Below are 21,369 nucleotides of genomic sequence, written 5' to 3'. Positions count from 1 at the left end.
ATGAGCAAAATTGAATGGACTGAGCAGACTTGGAATCCGGTGACTGGCTGTACAAAAGTCTCTCCCGGATGTAAACACTGCTATGCCGAGGTAATGGCTAAGCGCCTTAAGGCTATGGGTGCTGCAGGCTATGACAATGGTTTTAAGTTGAGTCTGATGCCAGAGCGCCTCCAGCAACCATTGCAGCGTCGTAAACCGACGATGTACTTTGTGAATTCGATGAGTGATTTGTTTCAAGAGGAAGTGCCTGATAGCTTCATTGATCAGGTGATGGATGTTATTCGTCAGACGCCGCATCATACTTATCAGATACTAACCAAGCGCAGTAAGAATATGCTTCGCTATTTTGAGACTCGCGATGTTCCAGATAATGCATGGTTGGGCGTTTCAGTTGAAGATAGAAAGTACGGCAAGCCTCGCATCAAAGACTTGGCAGCTATCAAAGCTGATACTCGCTTTCTTTCTATTGAGCCTTTGCTCGAAGATCTGGGGCAATTAAACCTAAAAAATATCCACTGGGTCATTGTTGGTGGTGAATCGGGTTTTGGAGCTCGTCCCATGATGGAATCGTGGGCGTTGAATATTCGTAACCAATGTTTATCTGCGGATGTTGATTTTTTCTTCAAGCAGTGGGGGGCATGGGGTGTTGATGGTATTCAACGAAATAAAAAGGCGAATGGTCGTTTATTGGATGGCCAGATTTGGGACATGATTCCAGCAATTGCTGTTTGATACCACAGAAAATCAGGGCGTTACTGGTAATGAATAAGGGAATATTATGGAACTCGAATACCGCAATGGTGTGCGGATTACTAAGTTTGCACATGAGAAAAGTGCATTTGAAGCTGCGCTAGATGAGCATGAGCGAAACCTGAAAGCATTTTATTCGGTCAGTTCAACCTCCATGGTCGAAGCAGATCGAAAAAAGGCAGTGGCTGACGGGATTGCCTTTCTCGCTCGTGAACGGGCTAAACTAAGTACGATATCTCAGATTCAAGATCAGCTACTAGAGTATCGCGCACAAGGAATGGCAGCAACGAACGATAATAGCGATATGTGGAGTCGAGCGGATGCGTTCGATATGCTGATGAGTGAAGGGCACCATCCCACTGCAGATCTTGAACGCAATATGGCCGCTGAAGGGATTCCTAAACCAAGCGCTGAGCATTCAGCTCATCATATATGCCCAGGAAAGGGGAAAATTCCTGCGCTAACTCGGATGACTCGGATTCGATTACATACCTATGGTGTGCGCATCAACGATCCTGCTAATGGCATCTATTTGTTATGTAAAGACTGCTCAGCACCTCATTGGTCGATGCCAGAATCAAGAGGTCATCGGAAGTACCACAACCATGATTATGAGTATCTTCTCTGGGAGCGTATTTCTGCTATGACAAATCAAGACCAGATCAAGACGCAGCTTCAGGTTGTAGGACGAATCATGCAGCAGAATGAGCCTAAAACTGCTATTCAAAAAATGAAATCGGGAAATACGGTATGAGTAAGTTTTATCGCCTTTCATACAGAGATTATCTGTACTCTATGTTAGCGCTCGACCCTCTAGATATCATTCGCCGTGCTCCGCGTGATTTAGGCCTCGAATTTGATGACATTATGGAATTTAGTCGTCGCTCAACAAAAATGAAAGCTTGGTGGCCGGATATTGAAACTACATTTGTAGCCAATGAAGATATTGAATCCCCTGAGATTCCTGATATCACGATTTGGCCAGCAGGTGCTGCTTTAGTGTTAACCCCAAAGGCTTATCGACTACTTGGTGACCTGTTAGGAAAATTCGGAGAATTACTCCCCGTTCGTATTCTCAATGAAGAACAACCATGCTGGATTTTTAACTGCTTGACGAAGAAAGACGCAGATCCTGAATTAAGCGAGTGGGAGTATCAGGGGGGGATGCCAATTAGTATAAAGCGACTAGGTTTTGAATTTGGAGATAACGACCCAGTTGTATTTAAATCAGATTTTGATAACTGCGCTTTTCTATATTGTGGTGATCGCTTCAGGAAAATTGTCGCTGAGTATGAATTGAAAGGTTTGGCATTTGATTCTCTGGTTGTCTGAGAAGTGGACGTACCTATTTATAATGCGGTGCCACTTCTATTATTTAGCGGATTAAAGAGGGCTTCGATTTTAGATGTGCCAATTAGCGAATAGTTACTTCGAATTTTATTAGGCATACTTTTATGTAATGCCAAGATATCGAGCAATTAAAATCAGTTTCTTTTGAGTTTGTTCGTAGTCGCGACCAATTTGTAAGAGCGAAACTTTTTCGCGATGAGCACCAAGAATATAATCAACGCCAATTTTCCAATCTCGACGCCTTCGCGAAAAAGTTTCGCTCCTACAATATCAAGCATCTCCCCCATCAAGATCCCAAATGGATTACACCTTCAACTCTGGCGCTGGGCTGCCGAGTTTGGCGACAACGATTTTAGGTTCGCCGATGTCGTTAAACTCTCGGCGCCATTTAGGGTAGGCCCAATTCTCCGGTTCGCGGTATTCCGATATTTTTGCATTAGGCCATTTGCTTTTACTGGCGCTTAGTTTTCGTTTTACGTCTTCATTTAAATTGAGTTTGATTGATCGGCTAATTTGCCCACGCACTTTTGCGGCGAATGCGTCGGGCACGTAGCCGGTGTTATGAAACATAATTCTTAGAAGATGTTGTTCGTCCAGTGCAGTCATTACCAAGCTGGTGTATTGCATAGCGTCGTAAGGCGTTGGCCTTAATATCGCGTCTAGGTCGTTGCGCATTTCGCACATAACGAAAGTCGATTCGTTGCGGCAAAATACCTTCCAGTTTACTGGCGCTATTTTCTTCCAAAAGCCAGGATTGCCTGGGCCTAGGCGGTGCAGTAATCGCAGCATGACTTGTTCAAAGTGGTTTGGGTTTAAGCAGGTCATACCGTTGGGTAGGCAGTTAACCTGATCGACAGCGACCGATACGCTAATCGTGCCAATACTTTTAATGCCAGAGGGTGTGGAGAAAAAATCCAAGTCGCGTTGAAACAAACACGCCGTACTGAATCCTTCGTGAGTGAATTCGTAGCCACGTTGGTTATAAATATCGAACTCGCTAATTAATGGTGTTGCTAGCGGTTTATAGCGTCGTTCACATTCGTTACCAGCCGGTACATTAAATACCAGTTGCGAACTGGATAAATCCATAAATACGGCTTGCGGGTTATCTAATTCCGGCAGAAATGGGTGCTTACGCGTTGCAGAAAGAAGTTTAAGCATGATCCTTGCTCGTGAAAAAATAGCCAAAGCAGCACTCATACTGCGGGTGCTACTTTGGCTAAAGCCCAACGTTTAAAACATGGCTAACACACGCTATTTAATTCAAGCCGAAGTGCATAAACAAACGATGAAATTTGTTTAATATCGGCATCTGATACCACTAAAAAAATCAGGTAGCGCAACGCTAATTCAGGAAGACAAACGGATTCTTTAATGAAGGCTGCTTGGTATTCCGCCAATACAAGATCAAGGCCCACAGGAGAAACAGGCGATTGATCTGGCAGACAACGCAGAGGACTTAACATGCGAATGGCGCTAGCGTTCATTTAGGACTCCCTTCCAACACGCGGCAGCTATCTGTACTGCTCAGCTTTCGTGCTAGGATGTTCAGTTACATGATTATCAAACCGGCTATGGCAGTAGCCGACCATCTAAACTTACGGTAATTACATATTATATGCAACCATTTTCATATAAAATGTAATTGATTTTATTTATATGAATTCAATAATTGATAGATTTATTGCGATTTGGGATGCGGAGAGGTTAACAGCTGAGTGGTTGCAAGAGGCTACAGAGATCAAAGAAAGACGATGGTACACCGTACGAAACACCAAAGTCATGAGAACAGAAGAGCTGGAAGAAATAATGAAGTTATTTCCTGACTACAAAGTATGGCTTGCTACTGGTGATGAATATCTAGAAGCAGGGCAGATCAGCCCAATGACCAAGAAAGCCCAGCGCAGTTAAGTATGTATGCGATGAAATAACTACTTAGGAATGTGTAGGAGGTACTCAGGGAAGCGAAGCGAGCAGTGCCGATACGTTATTGATACCATCACCGCCTTCGCGATTACGAACAAAAAACGTTCGTTGAATCGCTCCTACAGGGCGGCTTACTAATTTACATCTGTAGATACAGTCACCTCCCAATACTATTAATTTGACCTCCTCGTCGCGTGCTCTCGCACGAATACCTAAATCCTAAAAGTAGTTTGGTTATCAGATGGATACCTTGCTCGACCTAGTAGGAGTTCTTGCGGTAGTTATGGTTGTAATGAAACTATAAATCGCCTAATTATCTTTTTATGAAGTAAGCGCTCAAACAACCCCACCTACCAATTAAATAACCGCCAGCTCTATATTTTCCGGCAGCAGTTTTTCAATATCTTCCACCGTTTCACAGTGCGGCAATCGCGTCAGTACCGTACGTAAATACGCGTAGGGTTCGAGTCCATTCGCTTTGGCGGTTTCTATTATGCTGTACAGCATGGCGCTGGCCTTTGCACCACGTTGACTATCGCTAAACAGCCAATTTTTGCGTCCAATCGCAAACGGCCGGATGGCATTTTCGACTGGGTTGTTGTCTATATTCAGTCGGCCATCGCTGATGTATACCGTGAGTTTGTCCCAGTTTTTATCGAGGTACGCTAAGGCTTCCCCCGTTTTTCCTTTTGGCAGGGTTTGTTGCAACGCTTTATCCAGCCAAGCTCTGAGTTTGTTGAGTTGAGGTTGGCTTTTTTCTTGTCGAGTTTGATATTTTTGTTCGGCTGCTTGGTCTTTGATGCTGGCTTCGATGGCGTACAGCCCTTTGATCATGGTGATCGCCATGTCGGCTTTGCTGACTTTGCCTTTTAGGCTAGGGCTGACTTTTTGCGCCTCGATAAATTTACGACGAGCATGAGCCATGCAGCCTAATGCTGTGACGCCTTCTTGCTGCCCAATTCGGTGATAACCCGCGTAATCATCAGTTTGCAGGTAGCCTTGATAGTCGCCTAATAGCGAGGCTGCAACGTCTGTACGTCGACTACTCGCGTAATCAAATAAGATGATGGGATGTTCTCGATCACCGGTTTTTCGGACCCACATGTAGCTGAGACTTTCGGCCGTTTTATCCGGTTCTTTTAACACCTGCACCCGAGTTTCATCCATGTGGATGTAGTCGCTATCCAGAAGTTGATCATTCAGCAGGTTATAGAGCGGTTGCAGACATTCACTGCTTTTGATCATCCAGTTGGCTAAGGTGTTACGCGGTAAATGAATGCCCATTCGTTTGAAAATGGTTTCCATCCGGTAGAGAGGTAAACCGTCTTGATATTTGGCAACCGCAATGTGGGCGAGTAAGCCTGGGCTGGCATTGCTCTTAGGAAGCGGTTGTTTCGGAAGTTCAGCAATGTGCACGCCGTTTTCGCAGGCCTTACACGCGTATTTTTTGCGGGCATGAACGAGCACCTGAACCACAGCAGGAATAATATCCAGTTGTTCGCTGGTGTCTTCACCGATGCAGGTTTTTACACAGCCACATTCACAACGTTTATCGACTTCAGCAAGATCGTGTTCGATACGTACTCGCGGTAATACCGCAGGCAGAGGTTTACGGCCGGAGGCTTTTTTAGGCGCAGACGATACAGCATCAGAGGCTGATTCTGCGGTGCTCACTTCTGCATCAATGGACTCTGCGATTTCAGGAGCAGAGGCATCATTCTCATGTTCGACTTCATCAAACAATTCGGCTTGCTGATCACTCTTCTCGCTGCTTTTACCAAACTGACGCTGTTTAAACAGAATGATCTGCTCTTCCAAAAACTGGATACGTGATTGCTTTTGGCTAATTAATTGTTCTTTTTTCTCCAACTGATTTTGTTGCGATTGCAATAACTGACTCTGCGCTAAAAGCTGTTGTTTTAGCGCAACAATATCGTCAGGTAAGTGATCAGCCGGTGGTGTTTTCATGGGGTTGGATTATACCAAACCCGTTAATTTATAGCAGAGTAAAATAGCGTTTCATGCGGTTTATTATTAAAAATATCCAGTCCATCCAATAATAAATTCAGTTGATAACCGTCGATGCAAAGGGATGCAGTGTCGGTCGGCTTTAGCCATTTAAAACGTTGCTTTTCCAACCGCTTATACCACAGCACAAAGCCATTGCGCTCCCAGTACAGTAGCTTAACTTTATCGCGGTTACGATTACAAAAGACGAACAGCGCATTGATCATGGGGTTGAGTTCTAACTCCTGCTCAATCAGAGCGGACAAGCCATTAATAGACTTGCGCATATCCACCGCGCCTGCGTATAAATACACCTGAACCGATGCGCTAGGCCGAAGCATACAAAAGCCCTCGATCATTGAGAGCCACCAATAGATCGGGTAAGGCCTCGACTGACAGTTCAATCAACACCTGCGAGCCCAATCGTAGTCGTGCCGGAGCCGAAGACGTCAGCGTGATAGGGATCAGAGCCTTGGTTTTCGTCGACTCTGTCTTGGGCGACAAACGTTTACGCCAATACTGAAAATTATGAACGGCTATGTTGTGCTGCTGACAAAAGGCGACTTGGGATAGACCACTCTCGTGCCAGAGATTAAGGTGTTGTTGCCATTGTTCCGATTTGGTCATGAGCTGTCTCGTTAAATAATTTGAAGACAGTTTAGAGGGATTTCGGCGTGGGTTTTAGATGGGGTTGTTTGAGCGCTTACATTGCAATGTCTATAGGTTGTATCGTCGTGGCGAACTCGACAGGTAGCCTTTGTATAGCTAAAAGTGAAATTGAGGTGCCTCTTAATGGTGTGGTTGTATCATTACACTTGCTATTATTTACGAGGTTAGTTGCAAAACTTGATCCAAATTTTAGTAGAATTAGAGGGTCGAATATATTGACTATACTTTTTATGTGGTTGCTTATGCTCGTAACAACTATAAGTTTTATTGTTGTATCTCCGATTGTTTTCGATGTGTTTTGTTAGAAATTCAAGGGGTCAGAGTCTAATGCCACTAAGTTAAGGCCGTTTTCCATTCTCCTAAGCCCATTAATTCAGCTCTTAGTTCCCCTCGTGATCGGGTTAGTAATTTAAATGGCTTAGGCCGTCTTTTCTGAACTCTAGGTTCTGCTTGGTAAAACCGTTTTAGTCATTGGTGAAGACTGATAAGCTCTCGAACTTTGCCTTTGGGTTTCTGCGTAATGTTGATAAGCGCTACGTGGAAACATAAGAGTCATTTTACAGCTTTACACGTTTAAATTTTGGTGCCATTTTACCATTGAAATTATATGGGAAACGGCCTTAGCTTAGTGGCATTCGACTCTGACCCCTTGAATCCTTTGAATCCTTGTTGAATCTCTAAATAGCTCTACTCGCTTGAACCCTTCCATCGCTTACGATACTGAAAGAAAAACAATAACGAGATAATTAGCAAATAAGACGCGTGGAAACTTTCCAGTATGAAGAAAGAGATCAAAGCTTCAAATACAACTATATATTCTAAGAAATATAAAAAAACTTTTGGAATGAAGTAACATAAAAAAAGTAGAACTGAGGTCAATAGCAGCCAAGAAATGTTCTTTTCTAAGAATTTTTTGTTTAAATACTCCTGAGGAACACCCGTATATCCTTTATTTCTTTCGGCTTGGAGTTGCCGGTCCTCTAGCTCGGTTATAACGCCATCCTCTGTTAGTTTTTGATATAGCACTCCGTACTCTGTGACATAAATATAGTCAACCTGATACAAGTAGGCCTTTGACTGCCAGAGCATTAGAAATAAAACTAAAACGGTCAGTATCGACAAAGCTATTTTATTCAGAATAAGTCCTCATTCCTTAAGTATGGTATCAATCCGAGTTTATAAAAGAACAGCTCACAACTTACATTGCGCACAAAATGCGCTCCAACATTGCGTAAGAGCGCATTTAAAAAGAAGTTAACCTAACTCACTTAACTTCTTCTGCAACACATCCATCACCACTTGCGGGTTGACCCCTTTCGCGGCTTTGCGCACCAGTCCAATAAATGGGCCAACGGCTTTGGCGCGCTTATCTTCTGGCGTATTTAAATAGCCTTCGACCAGCTTTGGATTGTCGGCTAATACTTGGGCCACAATTTCTTCAATCGCGCCGGTATCGGATACTTGCTTCAGGCCTAGGCTGTCGATAAGAGCATCGACGTCGGTGCCTTTGCCTTCCCAAAGTGCATTGAATACTTCTTTCGCTCCACCGTTAGAAAGAGTGTTGTCTTTTATGCGGCTGAGTAGGGCGCCAAGCTGTTCTGCGCTGACTGGAATATCGCTGATGGCGATTTCGTTTTTGTTCAGTGCCGCTGATACATCGCCCATGACCCAGTTAGCCGCAATTTTGTAATCGCCGGAGATTTTTGCGGCGGCTTCAAAATAGTCGGCCATGATACGGTCGGAAGACAGTACGGCGGCGTCCATTAACGATAAGCCGTGTTCGCTTTGGAAGCGGGCTTTTTTCGCGTCGGGTAATTCTGGCAAGGTGGCGCGTACGGCTTCGACGTATTCCTGATCAATAATCACAGGTAATAAATCTGGGCATGGGAAGTAGCGATAATCGTTTTCTACTTCTTTCGAGCGCATAGCGCGGGTTTCGTCTTTATCGGCATCGTACAGGCGAGTTTCTTGGCGAATAACGCCGCCATCTTCAAGTACGTCCATTTGGCGTTGAATTTCGGTATTAATCGCGCGCTCAACGTTACGGAAAGAGTTAACGTTTTTAATTTCGGTGCGCGTACCAAATTCTTCTTGGCCTTTCGGGCGCAACGATACGTTGCAGTCGCAGCGCATAGAGCCTTGAGATAAATCACCGTCACAAATACCTAAATAGGTAACAATGCTGTGCATTTTTTTGAAATACGCGGCGGCTTCTTTGGCGGTGCGCATTTCTGGCTCAGAGACGATTTCTATTAGCGGTGTGCCGGCACGGTTAAGGTCGATGCCAGACATACCTGCAAACCCTTCGTGCACTGATTTACCGGCATCTTCTTCAAGGTGCGCACGGGTAACGTTAATGCGTTTGCTGACGCCGCCTTCAAGTTCGATGTCGATATGACCCATGCCCACAATAGGGTGATGCAGCTGGGTGGTCTGGTAGCCTTTCGGCGAGTCTGGGTAGAAATAGTTTTTACGGTCAAAAATCGATTTCAAGCCAATTTCAGCATCAATAGCGAGGCCGAATTTTACCGCCATGCGCAGGGCTTCTTCGTTAAATACAGGTAATACGCCCGGCAAGCCTAAATCAACGGCGTTTGCTTGGGTGTTGGCTTCGGCACCGTAGGCGGTCGACGAGCCTGAAAATATTTTAGATTTAGTGGCCAACTGAGCGTGAATCTCAAGGCCAATAACAACTTCCCATTCCATGTTCGAATCCTCTTACGCGATGCCGTTAGGTGCTTTTAAATGCCAGTCGGTCACTTGCTGGAACTGGTGTCCGGCATTCAGCAAACGCGCTTCATCAAAGTAATTACCAATTAATTGTAAGCCGACCGGAAGGCCGTTTACTTGCCCGCACGGAACCGACATACCCGGTAGGCCTGCAAGGTTAAGTGCGATGGTAAAAATATCTTCTAAATACATGGCGACAGGGTCGTTCGCATTTTCACCGAATTTAAATGCCGGTGTCGGTGTTACTGGGCTCATGATGATGTCGACATCATTAAAGGCGCTAACAAAGTCGTTTTTAATTAAACGACGTACTTGTTGTGCTTTTTTGTAGTAGGCATCGTAAAAACCAGCCGACAGTGCGTAAGCACCAATCATGATGCGGCGTTTTACTTCGTTACCAAAACCTTCACCGCGTGAACGCTTGTAGAGGTCTTCAATGTCTTTTGGATCTTCGCAACGATAGCCAAAACGTACGCCGTCCATACGCGACAGGTTGGCGGAGCATTCTGATGGTGCAATCACGTAATATGCGGGAATCGCTAAATGGGTATTTGGCAAAGAAATTTCTTTTACTTTGGCGCCCATTTTTTCGTATTCGGCAATGGCATTACGCACTTGCTGTTGCATGTCGGCGCTTAATGCGTCGCTGAAATATTCTTTCGGCAGGCCGATGGTCATGCCTTCGATGCTGTCGTTTAACGAGGCGGTGTAATCCGGCACGTCGCGTTGCACAGAGGTTGAGTCTTTGGCATCAAAACCGGCCATGACGTTGAGCATCATGGCGGAATCTTCGGCGTTACGAGTAATTGTACCGGCCTGATCCAAGCTGGAGGCGTAAGCGATCATGCCGTAACGCGAGACGCGCCCATAGGTTGGTTTTAGTCCGGTCAATCCGCAGAAAGCAGCAGGCTGGCGAATAGAACCGCCGGTATCCGATGCGGTCGCACCTGGAACTAAACGAGCGGCAACCGCAGCGGCAGAACCACCGGACGAACCACCAGGGACACGCTCGGTATCCCATGGATTTTTTACTGGGCCGTAAAACGAACTTTCGTTTGACGAGCCCATAGCAAATTCGTCCATGTTTAATTTGCCCAACGACACAGCACCGGCTTGGTTGAAGTTATCAACGATGGTGGCGTCGTAAGGCGCAATGAAATTGCTCAACATTTTTGAGCCACAAGTGGTTAAAACGCCGTTTGTGCAAAAAATATCTTTGTGTGCCATCGGCACGCCTGTCCAAGGGCTGGCATTGCCAGCGGCTCTGCAGGCATCTGCGGCGTTTGCTTGTGCAATTGCTTGCTCATCAGACACAGTAATAAAACTGTTATACGTGCTATCTTGTGCTTTGATGCGAGCGAGTAATTCTTGAGTGATTTCGGCGCTGGAGTATTCGCCTGCCGTTAAATCGCGAGAGATCTCGGCAATGGTTTTGTTATGCATAGTCATTTCAGTCCTTGGCGCCCATCACTCAACTACGCGAGGTACGAGGTAGTGGCCGTTTTCAACGGCTGGTGCGATTTTTTGAAAGTGTTCGCGCTGATTGGTTTCGGTTACCACGTCAGCACGCAGACGTTGAACAGCGTCTAGCGGGTGTGCCATCGGTTCTACGTCCGCGGTATCAACGGCAGATAGTTGATCCACTAGATGTAAAATGTTGCTGAGATTTGTCTGATATTCCGCGATTTGTGTCTCGTCGAGTTGTAAACGAGATAAGTCGGCAATGTCACGAACCTGATCTTGGTCCAGAGCCATGTGCATACTCCAGTGATGATGACTGTGAAGAAGCTGCGAGCGTAGCACAAATGCGCCTTGCCCTAAATCCCTGCCGTTGCTAGAGTTACAGCAATTTTTTGCCACCCGTTTACAGGAACATAATTGGATGTTTAAGAAGCTACGAGGTTTGTTTTCCAGCGATCTGTCGATCGACTTGGGTACAGCGAACACGCTTATCTATATGCGTGATAAAGGTATCGTATTAAATGAGCCTTCTGTCGTGGCCATCCGGATCCAACAAAACGGCAAAACCGTACAGGCGGTTGGCGCTGAAGCGAAGCGTATGTTGGGCCGTACTCCAGGCAATATTCAGGCAATTCGTCCGCTAAAAGATGGCGTTATCGCTGACTTCGAAGTGACGGAAAAAATGTTGCAGTACTTTATCAAACAAGTACACGAGAGCAGTTTTTTACCACCAAGCCCTCGTGTTGTGGTGTGTGTGCCGTTCCAAGCAACTAAAGTTGAGCGTAAAGCGATTCGCGATTCGGTGATGAATGCCGGCGCTAGTCGTGCGTATTTGATTTATGAGCCGATGGCAGCGGCTATTGGTGCTGGCTTGCCGGTTGATGAAGCACGCGGCTCTATGGTGGTGGATATCGGTGGTGGCACTACTGAAATCGCCATTATCTCTTTGAGTGGCGTAGTTTACGCTGAGTCGGTAAAAATCGGCGGCGACCGTTTCGACGAAGCGATTGTGGCGTATGTGCGTCGTCACTACGGCAGCCTTATTGGTGAAGCAACGGCTGAGCGTATCAAACAAGAAATTGGCACGGCTTACCCAGGTGGCGAAGTGCGCGAGATTGATGTGCGCGGACGTAACCTCGCCGAAGGTATTCCACGTAGCTTTACGTTGAACTCGAACGAAATTCTAGAAGCTCTACAAGAATCTTTAGCCGCAATCGTACAAGCGGTGAAGGGTGCGCTAGAACAAGCGCCACCAGAATTGGCTTCTGATGTGGCTGAGCGCGGTATGGTACTCACCGGTGGCGGTGCTTTGTTGCGTGACTTAGATAAGTTGCTGAGCGAAGAAACTGGCTTGCCAGTAATCGTTGCCGACGATCCATTAACGTGTGTTGCTCGCGGCGGCGGTAAGTTCTTAGAAACAGCAACAGAACAGCAATTGGAAATGTTAGCGCTGGATTGACCCTTCGTTACCATTTTCTACAAAGCGTATTTGTATTTTGATTCGGCCTCGATATTTATCGGGGCCGAATCATTTCTGTGCTGAAGATTTCCCCCCAAAGCTTATGCCAGTAGGCTTACGTGCTGGTTCCTCGGCGGCGCAAACGGTATAGTTGATCCTTTTAGAGTTTACTCAGGGTAGAGCGCCATTAAATCGCAATTTCAGATTCCGCCTTATCAAGGGCAGCGGGTCTTGTTGATCGTCGTGTTGTCGATGGCCTTAATGTGGGTTGATAGTCATTTTCAGTGGTTACAACCGGTACGTTATGGCGTTGGTTTTATTGTTGCTCCTGCACAGCAGGCGGCGACCGTGCCTTTGGCTATGGCAGAATGGTTTGGCGATTCGGCGACCTTGCGTCGTGAATTGCTGAGCGAGAACAAACAACTATCCGCTCGCAATTTTATCCTTGAGCGCCGTGCTCAGCGCATGGCGTATCTTGAAGCCGAAAATATTGAGCTGCGTGAATTACTCAGTGCGTCAGAGCAGGTTGATGACCGTGTTCTTGTTGCGTCGATCACATCTGTAGATCCAGATCCGTTTACCCAGCAAATTATTATTAATAAGGGCGGTGAAGACGGCGTCTTTATTGGTCAGCCAGTACTGGATGCTTATGGTTTATTGGGGCAAGTGATTGATGTCCTGCCACTCACCAGTCGTGTGTTGATGATTGCGGATTCAAACCATGCGATTCCGGTTCAGGTGAATCGCAATGGCGTGAGGGCAATCGCAACGGGAACGGGTTCGTTAAGTGAACTTGAATTGATCTACGTGCCAAACACCGCCGACATTAAAGTTGGCGATATGCTGGTGAGCTCTGGTTTAGGTGGGCGTTACCCGCGTGGCTATCCGGTTGCTACGGTGAACAAGGTCGAGAATATTCCGGGTAAACCTTTTGCCAGCGTGACAGCGACGCCTACTGCGCAACTGGATCGTAGCCGTCACTTTTTATTGGTATTTTCCAATGAGGCTGGTCGCGTACCGCCCGCAGCATTGTGGCAGGAGAACCCATGAGCGCCCGCGCGATTTTCTTCTCGTTTTTTATGATTTTTATTGCCTTCGTACTGGAACATTTGCCACTACCTGTGGTGGTGGATTGGTTTCAACCGGCATGGGTAATGTTGTGTATTACAGCCTTGGTTTTATTTGCCCCCAATGTTTTTGGTTTATGGTTAGCCATACCGCTAGGGCTGATGATGGATGTCGAGCAAGGGACATTATTGGGGTTGCATGTGGTGATGGTGACAGTACATATTTTGATGCTGCAAATTTTGTATCGCCGCATGTTTCTATTTAACGTGCTGCAGCAAGCCATTGTCATTATGTTGCTAATTGCGATGCAGCAGCTGATTCATTACTGGGGCTTGCTGATGATTAATGGCGATAGCCGCCCAGTACTCTTGTGGATGCCTGCGTTTATGTCAGCAATTCTGTGGCCTTGGGTTTATACCGTAGGCTACAAAAGCTTGCGTCGGATGCAGCACTGATGTTGATTTTAGCTTCGGGCTCTCCACGTCGTCGTGAATTGTTGGCGCAAATCGGTGTCCGATTTGAAGTAGATGTCGCGGATATTGATGAAACGCCCGAAGCCAGCGAAGTTGCTCAGGCTTACGTTGAGCGTTTAGCGTTAGAGAAAGCGCGCGTCGTTGCTGCACGACACTCAGATGCAGTGGTTTTGGGGGCCGATACTTCGGTCATCATTGATGGCGAAATTTTAGGAAAACCATTAGACGAAGCCGATGCGGCAACGATGTTGGCACGCTTAGCGGGTCGAAAGCATCAAGTGCTTACGGCGGTGGCCTTAGTTAATGGCGAACGTGCGTTGGTGCGCAGCATAATTACTCAGGTGCATTTCCGCAGCCTGAGCGAAGAAGAAATTCAATGCTATGTCGCTACGGGTGAACCCAGCGATAAAGCGGGTAGCTACGGAATTCAGGGCTTTGGAGCCATTCTCGTAGATGCCATCGAAGGAAGTTATAGCAATGTGGTCGGGCTGCCATTAACAGAGACAGCCGCCATGCTTAAAGAATTTAACGTACCTGTGTGGCAGGTCGGGTGAGTTTCGTGAACGCAGAAATTTTAATGAACGTCACCCCCACGGAAACGCGTGTGGCGGTGGTTGAAAATGGCGTACTGCAGGAAATCTATATAGAGCGGACGAACCATCGTGGTTTAGTCGGCAATATCTACAAAGGTAAGGTTGTTCGGGTTTTGCCGGGTATGCAGGCCGCGTTTGTGGATATCGGCTTAGAGCGTGCAGCGTTTATTCATGCCGCTGAAGTCGGTAAAGGCGATGCTAATGCGCCAATTAACCAGTTGCTGCACGAAGGGCAGTCGCTGGTGGTGCAAGTCACTAAAGATCCGATCAGTACTAAAGGTGCGCGCCTAACCACTCAGCTCGCGATTCCTTCGCGCTACTTGGTGTACATGCCGGGAGTTGACCACGTTGGTGTGTCACAGCGTATTGAAGAAGAAGGTGAACGCGACCGCCTGAAAGAATTAGTTAATAACTGTATGGAAGCCGAAGGCCTAACCGGCGAAGCAGGTTTTATTCTGCGCACCGCTGCGGAAGGCGTTGGCGAAGATGAAATCCTTGCCGATACTCGCTATCTACGTCGCTTATGGCGCAAGTTGGAAGAACGTATCAAAGATAATAAAGCGCCAAGTTTAGTCTATGATGAGCTGCCGCTATCCTTACGTACTATTCGTGATCTATCACGCCCAGAGGTCAGCAAGATTCTGATCGACTCGCGCGAAACCTTCCAAAAAATAGAGCACTTTACGCAGCAGTACGTTCCTGAAGTTAGCGAGCGTGTTGAATACTATCCTGGTCCGCGTCCTATTTTTGAGTTGTATAGTGTCGAAGATGAAATACAACGAGCGTTAGAGCGCAAAGTTCCGCTCAAGTCTGGCGGTTATCTGGTGGTGGATCAAACCGAAGCTATGACCACCATTGATGTGAACACCGGTGGTTTTGTTGGCCGTCGCAATTTAGAAGAAACCATCTATAAAACCAATCTGGAAGCAGCAACTGCGATTGGTCGCCAAGTCCGTTTGCGTAATCTAGGTGGCATTATCATTCTCGATTTTATTGATATGACCGAGCCTGAGCATCAGCGTCAGGTGTTGCGCATGTTAGAGAAAATGCTCGAGAAAGATCATACCAAGAGCAAAATTAGCGGCGTGTCAGAATTAGGTTTAGTGGAAATGACGCGCAAGCGTACCCGTGAAAGCCTTGAACATATGTTGATGGAGCCTTGTAAGGCGTGTGATGGACGCGGTTCGGTAAAAACCGCCGAAACCATTTGCTACGAAATATTCCGTGAAATTCTGCGGGAGGAACGAGCTTACGAAGCGGGTACGTATTCTGTGCTCGCCAGTCAGCAAGTTGTCGACCGCCTGTTAGATGAAGATAGCCACGGATTGGCTGACCTTGAAGCATTTATTGGCAAGGCCATTAAATTGCAGGTTGAGAGCCAATACACTCAAGATCAATACGACATCATCCTGCAATAGGGCGAAACATGAATCGTTTTCGCTCTATTTGGACCCAAATCTGGATCACCATCGTTGTGGCAATGGTGGCGCTTGCCTTATATACCAGTCTTGGTCGTCAACTAATCCCTCTGATAGAAACCTTCAAGCCGGACCTCGAACGAGTACTCAGCGAGCAATTAAAGCAACCAGTAACCATTCGACAATTGCGCGGCGATTGGAATTTATTGTCGCCGGTCGTGCATGTCGATGATCTCAGCATTGGCGATGAGAACGATGGTTTGGTGGTGACGAGCATTGAAGCTGAACTCGATTTAAGTGCCACGGCTTTTTATCGTTTACCTGTGTTTAAGCGCATTAATATCGACGGTGCGAGTGCGGCCATTCGTCAAACTGACGATGGCGCTTGGTTTATAGGAGAGCGCTGGCAGATCGTATCTGCAGCTACGGATGAACAGGCGACTCCGGATGAAGAATCCAAAAAGAATAACTCAGTCAGTAAGCTAGTGGATTGGTTAGAGTTGCAACAGTCGGTAATTTTATCCAACTGGTCGCTGCAAAGTCATAGCCTTGAACATGACGAGCAATTAGAGATTAAACAGCTCGTTTGGCGTAACCAAGGCCAAGATCATGCATTAGAAGGAACGATTGCTTGGGGGCGCGAGCAGCTTGCCGATATCTTTGTTAGTGCGGCTCTAGAAGGGCCGCTATGGCCATGGGGTGAGCAGCACGGTGAAGTATATTTACGTGTTGATAACCAAGAATGGACACGTTGGATTCCGAATGAGTTGCCGCAAAATCTCCATGTTTCGCGTTTTGAGGGCGGTGCCGAGGGTTGGCTCAGCATTCGTGATGGCGATTTAAATGCCATATATGTCGCTGCAAAAATTCCTGCATTGCACGTTGAAACCGGTGCAAAACCCCTGAATTTGAACAACGGCTCAGTGCTCGCCAGTGGTATCCGTACTGGTAGCGATTGGCATGTACGTGTTTTACCTGAATTCGATGAACCGCTGCCGTTCTCGCAATTACGTGTTAGTTCGGTGTCCTTGGCTCAGCAAAAAGGGTTTCAGATTGCCATCCCCGATATCGATATTCGTAAAACCGGCGACTTTATTTTACGCCATGATTTATTGCCGGAACGCTTTAGCCAATATGTCGACAACATTGCACCAGAAGGTAAGGCCAGTGATGTGCGTGTGGCTGTTTTACCAAGCTTAGTCGGAGGAGAACCGTGGAAGGTTGATATTCGCGCCAACCTTGCAGGTTTAAGCACGCAGCCATTTCATGGCATTCCTTCGTTTGATAACGCAGAAGGTAAATTACATCTGCAACCCAACGCGGGTGTAGTGGCGATTAGCGATCCGACGTTAACTATGCATCTGCCGGATATTTATCAATCGCCGTGGGATTTAACGGACGTATCGGCTAATTTTTATTGGAAAATTGAGCCTGAGTTTTTCCGTTTAAAGCTGGATAAGTTACGCGCAAATCTTGAAGGAACACCCGTGCACGGTGACTTAGCCATGCGTATACCACGTCGAGATACCGATGTTGAGTACAATATTGCGCTTATGTTGGGAGTTGCTAAAGCACCGCAAGAACTGCAAACGGCACTAGTGCCGGATATTCTTGATCCTGCCATTAATGAGTTTTTGGATAACGGTCTTGATGGGGGCACATTGCAAGATGTTGGCTTTGTATTAAATGGCCATGTGGGCAGTGATGTTCCGCACAACAGTTTAACAACCCAGCTTTATCTCGCAGCCGATGACGTCAAAGTAACCTATTTAGACGAGTGGCCAGCAATAGAACACGTGAGTGGTCGAGTCTTATTAGATGCCCCAAACGTTGATATTTGGATTGATCAAGGTCAAACCCTTGGTGGGGATTTATTAGCGAATAGCAGTCGTGTACGAATTCGCGACACTAAAGAAGGCACGCAGTTAAATGTCGTTGGCCAAATAGCGGGGGATGCGGGTGAGGGCATGCGCTATTTTACCGAGACACCCATTCAAACACTGGTTGATCATGCATTTGATCAGTGGCAAGCCAACGGCCAAATCGAGAGTAGCTTACGTTTACAGATGCTATTGGGTAAGCCGGATAGTAGCCCTAGTGTGCAATTAGACAGCCAATTAACCAATGCGCGTTTGCGCTTAGGTGAGCTGGACTTAGAGTTAGCACCCGTAAACGGAACCATTCATTTCAGCACAGAAGAAGGCTTGAGCTCGAAAGGCCTAACGGCCGGTTTACTCGGTGGCTCGTTCGCAGCCACTATGAAATCGACTGTGGTGGATGGCGGTTTTGATATTCACCTTGATGGTTCTGGCAAAGCCACGTGGCAGGATTTTAAACAGTGGATGCCCGTATTTATGCTTGATCCTATTAGCGGCGAACTAAATTATCAGGCCAGTTTAGATGTTCGTCCTGCGAGTCGCGGTGGTGTGCAACTGGACGTCGAGTCGGATCTCGTTGGAACCTTGGTTGATCTACCATTTCCTGCAGGTAAGTTAACGGACACCCCTCGTTCACTTATTGCTCAGATTAAACCTAGCGATATCACCAGCATTACGTTGAATTACGATGATTTTTTACGAGCAGAGTTAGGGCTTGGCAAGGATGGTGTCGATCGTGGTCATGTGACATTGGATGGCACCGAGCCTGTCATGCCGGATAATTCGGGCATTATTATCAGTGGCACCATTGATGAAACCTTAGATGCTGAACCTTGGTTTGATGTTTGGAATCATATGATGGCGTTGCTGGATGCCGAGCCAGCACCAAAGAAAGGACCGAATGGACGTACCGTTGAGGCTGCACCTAACCCGGTCGAAAGCATCGACATTACTTTGTCAGGCTTGAATGCTTGGGATATTCCCATGGGCATTACTCGTATTGCCGGACGCCAAGATGCTAACGACTGGACGCTGCAAGTTGATAGCGACGTAACGCGTGGTACCGTCGTTATTCATCCTGGTGATGCGCCTATAGTGATGTTGCTCGACTATATCCACATGCCTGAAGAAGAAGCGGTTGTTGTTGCCGAGGGTGATGATATTCCTGAGACTGTTGATCCACTACAAGATCTCGATCCCGCGGTGTTACCTGCCTTGGATATGACCTTGCAGGAATTGTATGTCGGTACTCGCAACTATGGTCGCTGGCAAATTACCAGTCGCCCGAGCAAGCAAGGATTAACGGTTAATATTCTTGATAGCGACATGAAGGGATTAAACGTTAGCGGAAAGATGGATTGGAATTATACCGACGGTATTCATGATACTCGCCTCTATGATATGACGATTAAAGGCTCTGACATCGGCAAAGTGCAACGTGCATTCCGTCAGTCGGCAGCGATCGAAGGCAAAGATCTACAATCAACGCTGGCGCTTAATTGGCAGGGGTCGCCGCTGGGTTTCGATACCGAGACCTTGCAGGGAGATGTTAGTGTGCGAATCAAAGATGGATCGTTGCAAGCGGAAGGCACCGGCGCTTTACGTGCGTTTGGAGCGCTGAATTTTAATTCGATAGCGCGGCGTTTGCGCCTCGATTTTTCTGATATTTATCAATCAGGTTTGGCATTCGATACGTTAAAGGGTAAAGCAAAAATAGAGGCTGGTTTACTGACTTTATCAGAACCGCTAAGTGTTGAAGGCCCCGGCGGGAAGTTCCTGACCTCAGGAGCGACCAATCTGAATACTGGCGAATTGGATATGAAGTTGGCGGTCACATTCCCAGTTACGAGTACGCTCCCTTTAGTTGCTGTATTAGCGGGTTTCGCGCCACCGATTGCTGCATCGGTTTATGTTACTGAAAAATTAATTGGTGACGAATTAGAACGCTTTACCAGTGCCAGTTACGACATTAAAGGCACTTGGCAGCAGCCAACCATGGAAATTAATCAAGCTTTCGACAACCAAGTCGATGGTAAGAAGAAACGCGGAATTAAAAGTCGTATTTTCAGCGTGTTTAATATCTTTAATATCTTTGGTTCGGATGACGAATAATTATGAATCAGATAGCCGTAGTGCAGAATAATGCCGGTAGCGATATTGAAGCGAATAAAGCACAACTGGCGATTTTAATAGCCGATGCGGCAAGCACTGGCGCTAAAGTTATTTTGTTACCGGAAATGTGTTTATGCATGGATGGCAGTCAATATCATCACATCGCTGAAAATACCGAATATACCGCTTGGTTTGCGCACCAAGCGCAGCATTACGGTGTTTGGTTATTGGTAGGGGCAATTCCTCAACTATGTCCAGACGGTGATCCACGCGTGCGTTCTGCGTTATTGGTATTGAATGAGCAGGGTGAGCAGGTTAGTCGCTACGATAAAATTCATTTATTCGACGTTAACGTTGGCGATAGCCAAGGGCGTTACGCAGAGTCAGAACGCTTCGCCCCCGGCAGTGAATTACTGGTGGTTGATAGCCCTGCGGGGAAAATAGGTTTAGCGATTTGTTTTGACCTACGTTTCCCTGAACATTTTCAAGCGTTACGAGATTTAGGTGCTGAAATTTTCGTCGTGCCTGCAGCATTCACCTACACCACCGGCGAAGTACATTGGCAAACCTTATTGCGCGCTCGCGCGATAGAACAGCAATGCTACGTCGTTGCCGCTAACCAATGTGGCTGGCACGATACTAAACGGCAAACATGGGGGCATTCGCAGATCATTGATCCTTGGGGCAAGGTTATGACCGAGCTTGACCATGATATGGGCGTTACAAGTGCCGAGATTGATTTGCAAAGAGTGCAGGATGTACGTGAGAAAATGCCGTTATTGCGCGGGTGATTTTTCGTTTTTGTGATTGTAGGAGCGGATCTTATCCGCGAAAGCCCATACCGCTTAGGTAATGTTTCAATTTGCACCACCTTCGCGAAAAAGTTTCGCTCCTACGGTACAGAATAAGCATCGATTGTAAGAGCGATCCGGGCGGCGATCCGCTTATCCGCGAAAGGTCTTTACCCCATCTGGGTGCGAATAAACTGAAACAACTTCTTAAAATTTGTCCCTGGCTTTGGCGGTTCGCTGCTCATTTCTTTTTGTGCATTACGCACTAAGTTTCGCAGTTGCTGACGATCAACATCCGGATATTCTTCGATAAAATCATTCAAGCCATTGGCGTCATCGAGTAAGCGTGAACGCCATTGTTCTTGCTGTTTGATCAAACGACCGTGCAGTTCGCTCGACGGGTCGAGTTTGTCTACCGCGGTTTGAATGGCGTCGAGGTCTTCGTCGCGCATGATTTTACCGATGTATTGAAAATGACGACGACGGGCTTCATGTTTAGTGATGCGTCGACTTTCTACTAAGGCATTTTTCAGCGTTTCGCTAATTGGGAGGGTATCCCATTTTGCAGGCGCCAAGTTGCTTAGGGTTTCGCCTAAAGCTTGGAAACGGTGCATGTCGCGCTTTAATTGTGATTTGCTGATTTCGCCATCGTCAAAATCATCGTCGTCGTAATACTTGCTCATAA

The 21,369-nt window shown here is 46.7% G+C and carries 20 protein-coding genes; 11 read left to right on the top strand and 9 right to left on the bottom strand.

What is annotated here, in order from left to right; genetic code table 11:
- Genes TOL_RS15085 through TOL_RS15075 form a run of 3 tightly spaced genes read left to right on the top strand, consistent with a single transcriptional unit; the run spans window position 1 to window position 2,082 of the window.
- Window positions 1-732, top strand: a complete 732-nt coding sequence (locus TOL_RS15085) for a phage Gp37/Gp68 family protein (RefSeq protein ID WP_015488231.1) — start codon at window positions 1-3, stop codon at window positions 730-732.
- Window positions 733-778: 46 nt separating this feature from the next.
- The gene (locus TOL_RS18525) at window positions 779-1,504 is read left to right on the top strand and encodes an AHH domain-containing protein (RefSeq protein ID WP_015488230.1); all 726 of its coding nucleotides are present in this window, start codon (window positions 779-781) and stop codon (window positions 1,502-1,504) included.
- Window positions 1,501-2,082, top strand: a complete 582-nt coding sequence (locus TOL_RS15075; protein WP_015488229.1) for a hypothetical protein — start codon at window positions 1,501-1,503, stop codon at window positions 2,080-2,082. The genes TOL_RS18525 and TOL_RS15075 overlap by 4 nt, the downstream gene beginning before the upstream one ends.
- Window positions 2,083-2,403: 321 nt before the next feature.
- Here the strand turns inward: TOL_RS15075 and TOL_RS15070 are convergent, their stop codons facing one another.
- Window positions 2,404-3,261 (bottom strand): hypothetical protein, encoded by an 858-nt coding sequence (locus tag TOL_RS15070; RefSeq protein WP_015488228.1) that lies wholly within the window; start codon window positions 3,259-3,261, stop codon window positions 2,404-2,406.
- Window positions 3,262-3,344: 83 nt separating this feature from the next.
- Complete coding sequence (locus tag TOL_RS15065; RefSeq protein ID WP_015488227.1) at window positions 3,345-3,587, bottom strand: hypothetical protein; 243 nt, start codon at window positions 3,585-3,587, stop codon at window positions 3,345-3,347.
- 172 nt (window positions 3,588-3,759) lie between these two features.
- On the opposite strand from TOL_RS15065, the gene TOL_RS19350 reads away from it, so the two are divergent.
- Window positions 3,760-4,011, top strand: coding sequence for a hypothetical protein (locus TOL_RS19350; protein ID WP_015488226.1), 252 nt, complete (start codon window positions 3,760-3,762; stop codon window positions 4,009-4,011).
- Between the two features lie 372 nt (window positions 4,012-4,383).
- Here the strand turns inward: TOL_RS19350 and tnpC are convergent, their stop codons facing one another.
- The 6 genes from tnpC to gatC all read right to left on the bottom strand — a co-directional run bounded on the left by tnpC (window position 4,384) and on the right by gatC (window position 11,187).
- Window positions 4,384-5,994, bottom strand: a complete 1,611-nt coding sequence (tnpC, locus tag TOL_RS15055) for an IS66 family transposase (protein WP_015488225.1) — start codon at window positions 5,992-5,994, stop codon at window positions 4,384-4,386.
- Between the two features lie 23 nt (window positions 5,995-6,017).
- Window positions 6,018-6,374, bottom strand: a complete 357-nt coding sequence (gene tnpB, locus TOL_RS15050; RefSeq protein ID WP_015485607.1) for an IS66 family insertion sequence element accessory protein TnpB — start codon at window positions 6,372-6,374, stop codon at window positions 6,018-6,020.
- Entirely contained in the window at window positions 6,361-6,660 is a 300-nt protein-coding gene (gene tnpA, locus TOL_RS18520; protein WP_015485608.1) for an IS66 family insertion sequence element accessory protein TnpA, read from the bottom strand. Before tnpA ends, tnpB begins: the two co-directional genes overlap by 14 nt.
- 1,296 nt (window positions 6,661-7,956) lie before the next feature.
- Complete coding sequence (gene gatB, locus TOL_RS15035) at window positions 7,957-9,408, bottom strand: Asp-tRNA(Asn)/Glu-tRNA(Gln) amidotransferase subunit GatB (protein WP_015488222.1); 1,452 nt, start codon at window positions 9,406-9,408, stop codon at window positions 7,957-7,959.
- A gap of 12 nt (window positions 9,409-9,420) precedes the next feature.
- On the bottom strand, window positions 9,421-10,875 hold the full coding sequence (gene gatA, locus TOL_RS15030; protein ID WP_015488221.1) for an Asp-tRNA(Asn)/Glu-tRNA(Gln) amidotransferase subunit GatA: 1,455 nt from the start codon (window positions 10,873-10,875) through the stop codon (window positions 9,421-9,423).
- 24 nt (window positions 10,876-10,899) lie between these two features.
- Window positions 10,900-11,187, bottom strand: coding sequence for an Asp-tRNA(Asn)/Glu-tRNA(Gln) amidotransferase subunit GatC (gene gatC, locus TOL_RS15025; protein ID WP_015488220.1), 288 nt, complete (start codon window positions 11,185-11,187; stop codon window positions 10,900-10,902).
- Window positions 11,188-11,314: 127 nt separating this feature from the next.
- On the opposite strand from gatC, the gene TOL_RS15020 reads away from it, so the two are divergent.
- The 7 genes from TOL_RS15020 (at window position 11,315) to TOL_RS14990 (ending at window position 20,684) form a co-directional block, all read left to right on the top strand.
- Complete coding sequence (locus tag TOL_RS15020) at window positions 11,315-12,352, top strand: rod shape-determining protein (RefSeq protein WP_015488219.1); 1,038 nt, start codon at window positions 11,315-11,317, stop codon at window positions 12,350-12,352.
- Between the two features lie 186 nt (window positions 12,353-12,538).
- Window positions 12,539-13,402 (top strand): rod shape-determining protein MreC, encoded by an 864-nt coding sequence (gene mreC / locus TOL_RS15015; protein ID WP_144055384.1) that lies wholly within the window; start codon window positions 12,539-12,541, stop codon window positions 13,400-13,402.
- Window positions 13,399-13,875, top strand: coding sequence for a rod shape-determining protein MreD (gene mreD, locus TOL_RS15010; protein ID WP_015488217.1), 477 nt, complete (start codon window positions 13,399-13,401; stop codon window positions 13,873-13,875). Before mreC ends, mreD begins: the two co-directional genes overlap by 4 nt.
- A complete protein-coding gene (locus TOL_RS15005; protein ID WP_015488216.1) occupies window positions 13,875-14,447 on the top strand; it encodes a Maf family protein in 573 nt (190 codons plus the stop codon). Before mreD ends, TOL_RS15005 begins: the two co-directional genes overlap by 1 nt.
- 5 nt (window positions 14,448-14,452) lie before the next feature.
- Complete coding sequence (gene rng, locus TOL_RS15000; protein ID WP_025264653.1) at window positions 14,453-15,904, top strand: ribonuclease G; 1,452 nt, start codon at window positions 14,453-14,455, stop codon at window positions 15,902-15,904.
- Between the two features lie 8 nt (window positions 15,905-15,912).
- Complete coding sequence (locus TOL_RS14995; RefSeq protein ID WP_015488214.1) at window positions 15,913-19,893, top strand: YhdP family protein; 3,981 nt, start codon at window positions 15,913-15,915, stop codon at window positions 19,891-19,893.
- Window positions 19,894-19,895: 2 nt separating this feature from the next.
- On the top strand, window positions 19,896-20,684 hold the full coding sequence (locus TOL_RS14990) for a carbon-nitrogen hydrolase family protein (RefSeq protein ID WP_015488213.1): 789 nt from the start codon (window positions 19,896-19,898) through the stop codon (window positions 20,682-20,684).
- Window positions 20,685-20,854: 170 nt separating this feature from the next.
- Here TOL_RS14990 and yjgA read toward each other — a convergent pair whose 3' ends face one another.
- A complete protein-coding gene (gene yjgA / locus TOL_RS14985; protein WP_015488212.1) occupies window positions 20,855-21,367 on the bottom strand; it encodes a ribosome biogenesis factor YjgA in 513 nt (170 codons plus the stop codon).
- Between the last annotated feature and the right edge of the window lie 2 nt (window positions 21,368-21,369).

It is taken from the genome of Thalassolituus oleivorans MIL-1 (assembly GCF_000355675.1).
GTDB classification, from domain to species: domain Bacteria; phylum Pseudomonadota; class Gammaproteobacteria; order Pseudomonadales; family Oceanobacteraceae; genus Thalassolituus; species Thalassolituus oleivorans.
Note: the sequence above shows the minus strand (reverse complement) of the source record. Positions and strands in the feature narration are given on the sequence as shown.

What these genes read in the sequence shown, in the direction of transcription:
- TOL_RS15005 (WP_015488216.1), top strand. Translation starts at nt 13,875, where the DNA reads ATGTTGATTTTAGCTTCGGGCTCTCCACGTCGTCGTGAATTGTTGGCG.
- tnpB (WP_015485607.1), bottom strand. Translation starts at nt 6,374, where the DNA reads ATGCTTCGGCCTAGCGCATCGGTTCAGGTGTATTTATACGCAGGCGCG.
- TOL_RS18525 (WP_015488230.1), top strand. Translation starts at nt 779, where the DNA reads ATGGAACTCGAATACCGCAATGGTGTGCGGATTACTAAGTTTGCACAT.
- TOL_RS14995 (WP_015488214.1), top strand. Translation starts at nt 15,913, where the DNA reads ATGAATCGTTTTCGCTCTATTTGGACCCAAATCTGGATCACCATCGTT.
- mreD (WP_015488217.1), top strand. Translation starts at nt 13,399, where the DNA reads ATGAGCGCCCGCGCGATTTTCTTCTCGTTTTTTATGATTTTTATTGCC.
- TOL_RS15075 (WP_015488229.1), top strand. Translation starts at nt 1,501, where the DNA reads ATGAGTAAGTTTTATCGCCTTTCATACAGAGATTATCTGTACTCTATG.
- TOL_RS14990 (WP_015488213.1), top strand. Translation starts at nt 19,896, where the DNA reads ATGAATCAGATAGCCGTAGTGCAGAATAATGCCGGTAGCGATATTGAA.
- TOL_RS15065 (WP_015488227.1), bottom strand. Translation starts at nt 3,587, where the DNA reads ATGAACGCTAGCGCCATTCGCATGTTAAGTCCTCTGCGTTGTCTGCCA.
- gatC (WP_015488220.1), bottom strand. Translation starts at nt 11,187, where the DNA reads ATGGCTCTGGACCAAGATCAGGTTCGTGACATTGCCGACTTATCTCGT.
- tnpC (WP_015488225.1), bottom strand. Translation starts at nt 5,994, where the DNA reads ATGAAAACACCACCGGCTGATCACTTACCTGACGATATTGTTGCGCTA.
- gatB (WP_015488222.1), bottom strand. Translation starts at nt 9,408, where the DNA reads ATGGAATGGGAAGTTGTTATTGGCCTTGAGATTCACGCTCAGTTGGCC.
- TOL_RS15085 (WP_015488231.1), top strand. Translation starts at nt 1, where the DNA reads ATGAGCAAAATTGAATGGACTGAGCAGACTTGGAATCCGGTGACTGGC.
- tnpA (WP_015485608.1), bottom strand. Translation starts at nt 6,660, where the DNA reads ATGACCAAATCGGAACAATGGCAACAACACCTTAATCTCTGGCACGAG.
- yjgA (WP_015488212.1), bottom strand. Translation starts at nt 21,367, where the DNA reads ATGAGCAAGTATTACGACGACGATGATTTTGACGATGGCGAAATCAGC.
- gatA (WP_015488221.1), bottom strand. Translation starts at nt 10,875, where the DNA reads ATGCATAACAAAACCATTGCCGAGATCTCTCGCGATTTAACGGCAGGC.
- TOL_RS19350 (WP_015488226.1), top strand. Translation starts at nt 3,760, where the DNA reads ATGAATTCAATAATTGATAGATTTATTGCGATTTGGGATGCGGAGAGG.
- TOL_RS15020 (WP_015488219.1), top strand. Translation starts at nt 11,315, where the DNA reads ATGTTTAAGAAGCTACGAGGTTTGTTTTCCAGCGATCTGTCGATCGAC.
- TOL_RS15070 (WP_015488228.1), bottom strand. Translation starts at nt 3,261, where the DNA reads ATGCTTAAACTTCTTTCTGCAACGCGTAAGCACCCATTTCTGCCGGAA.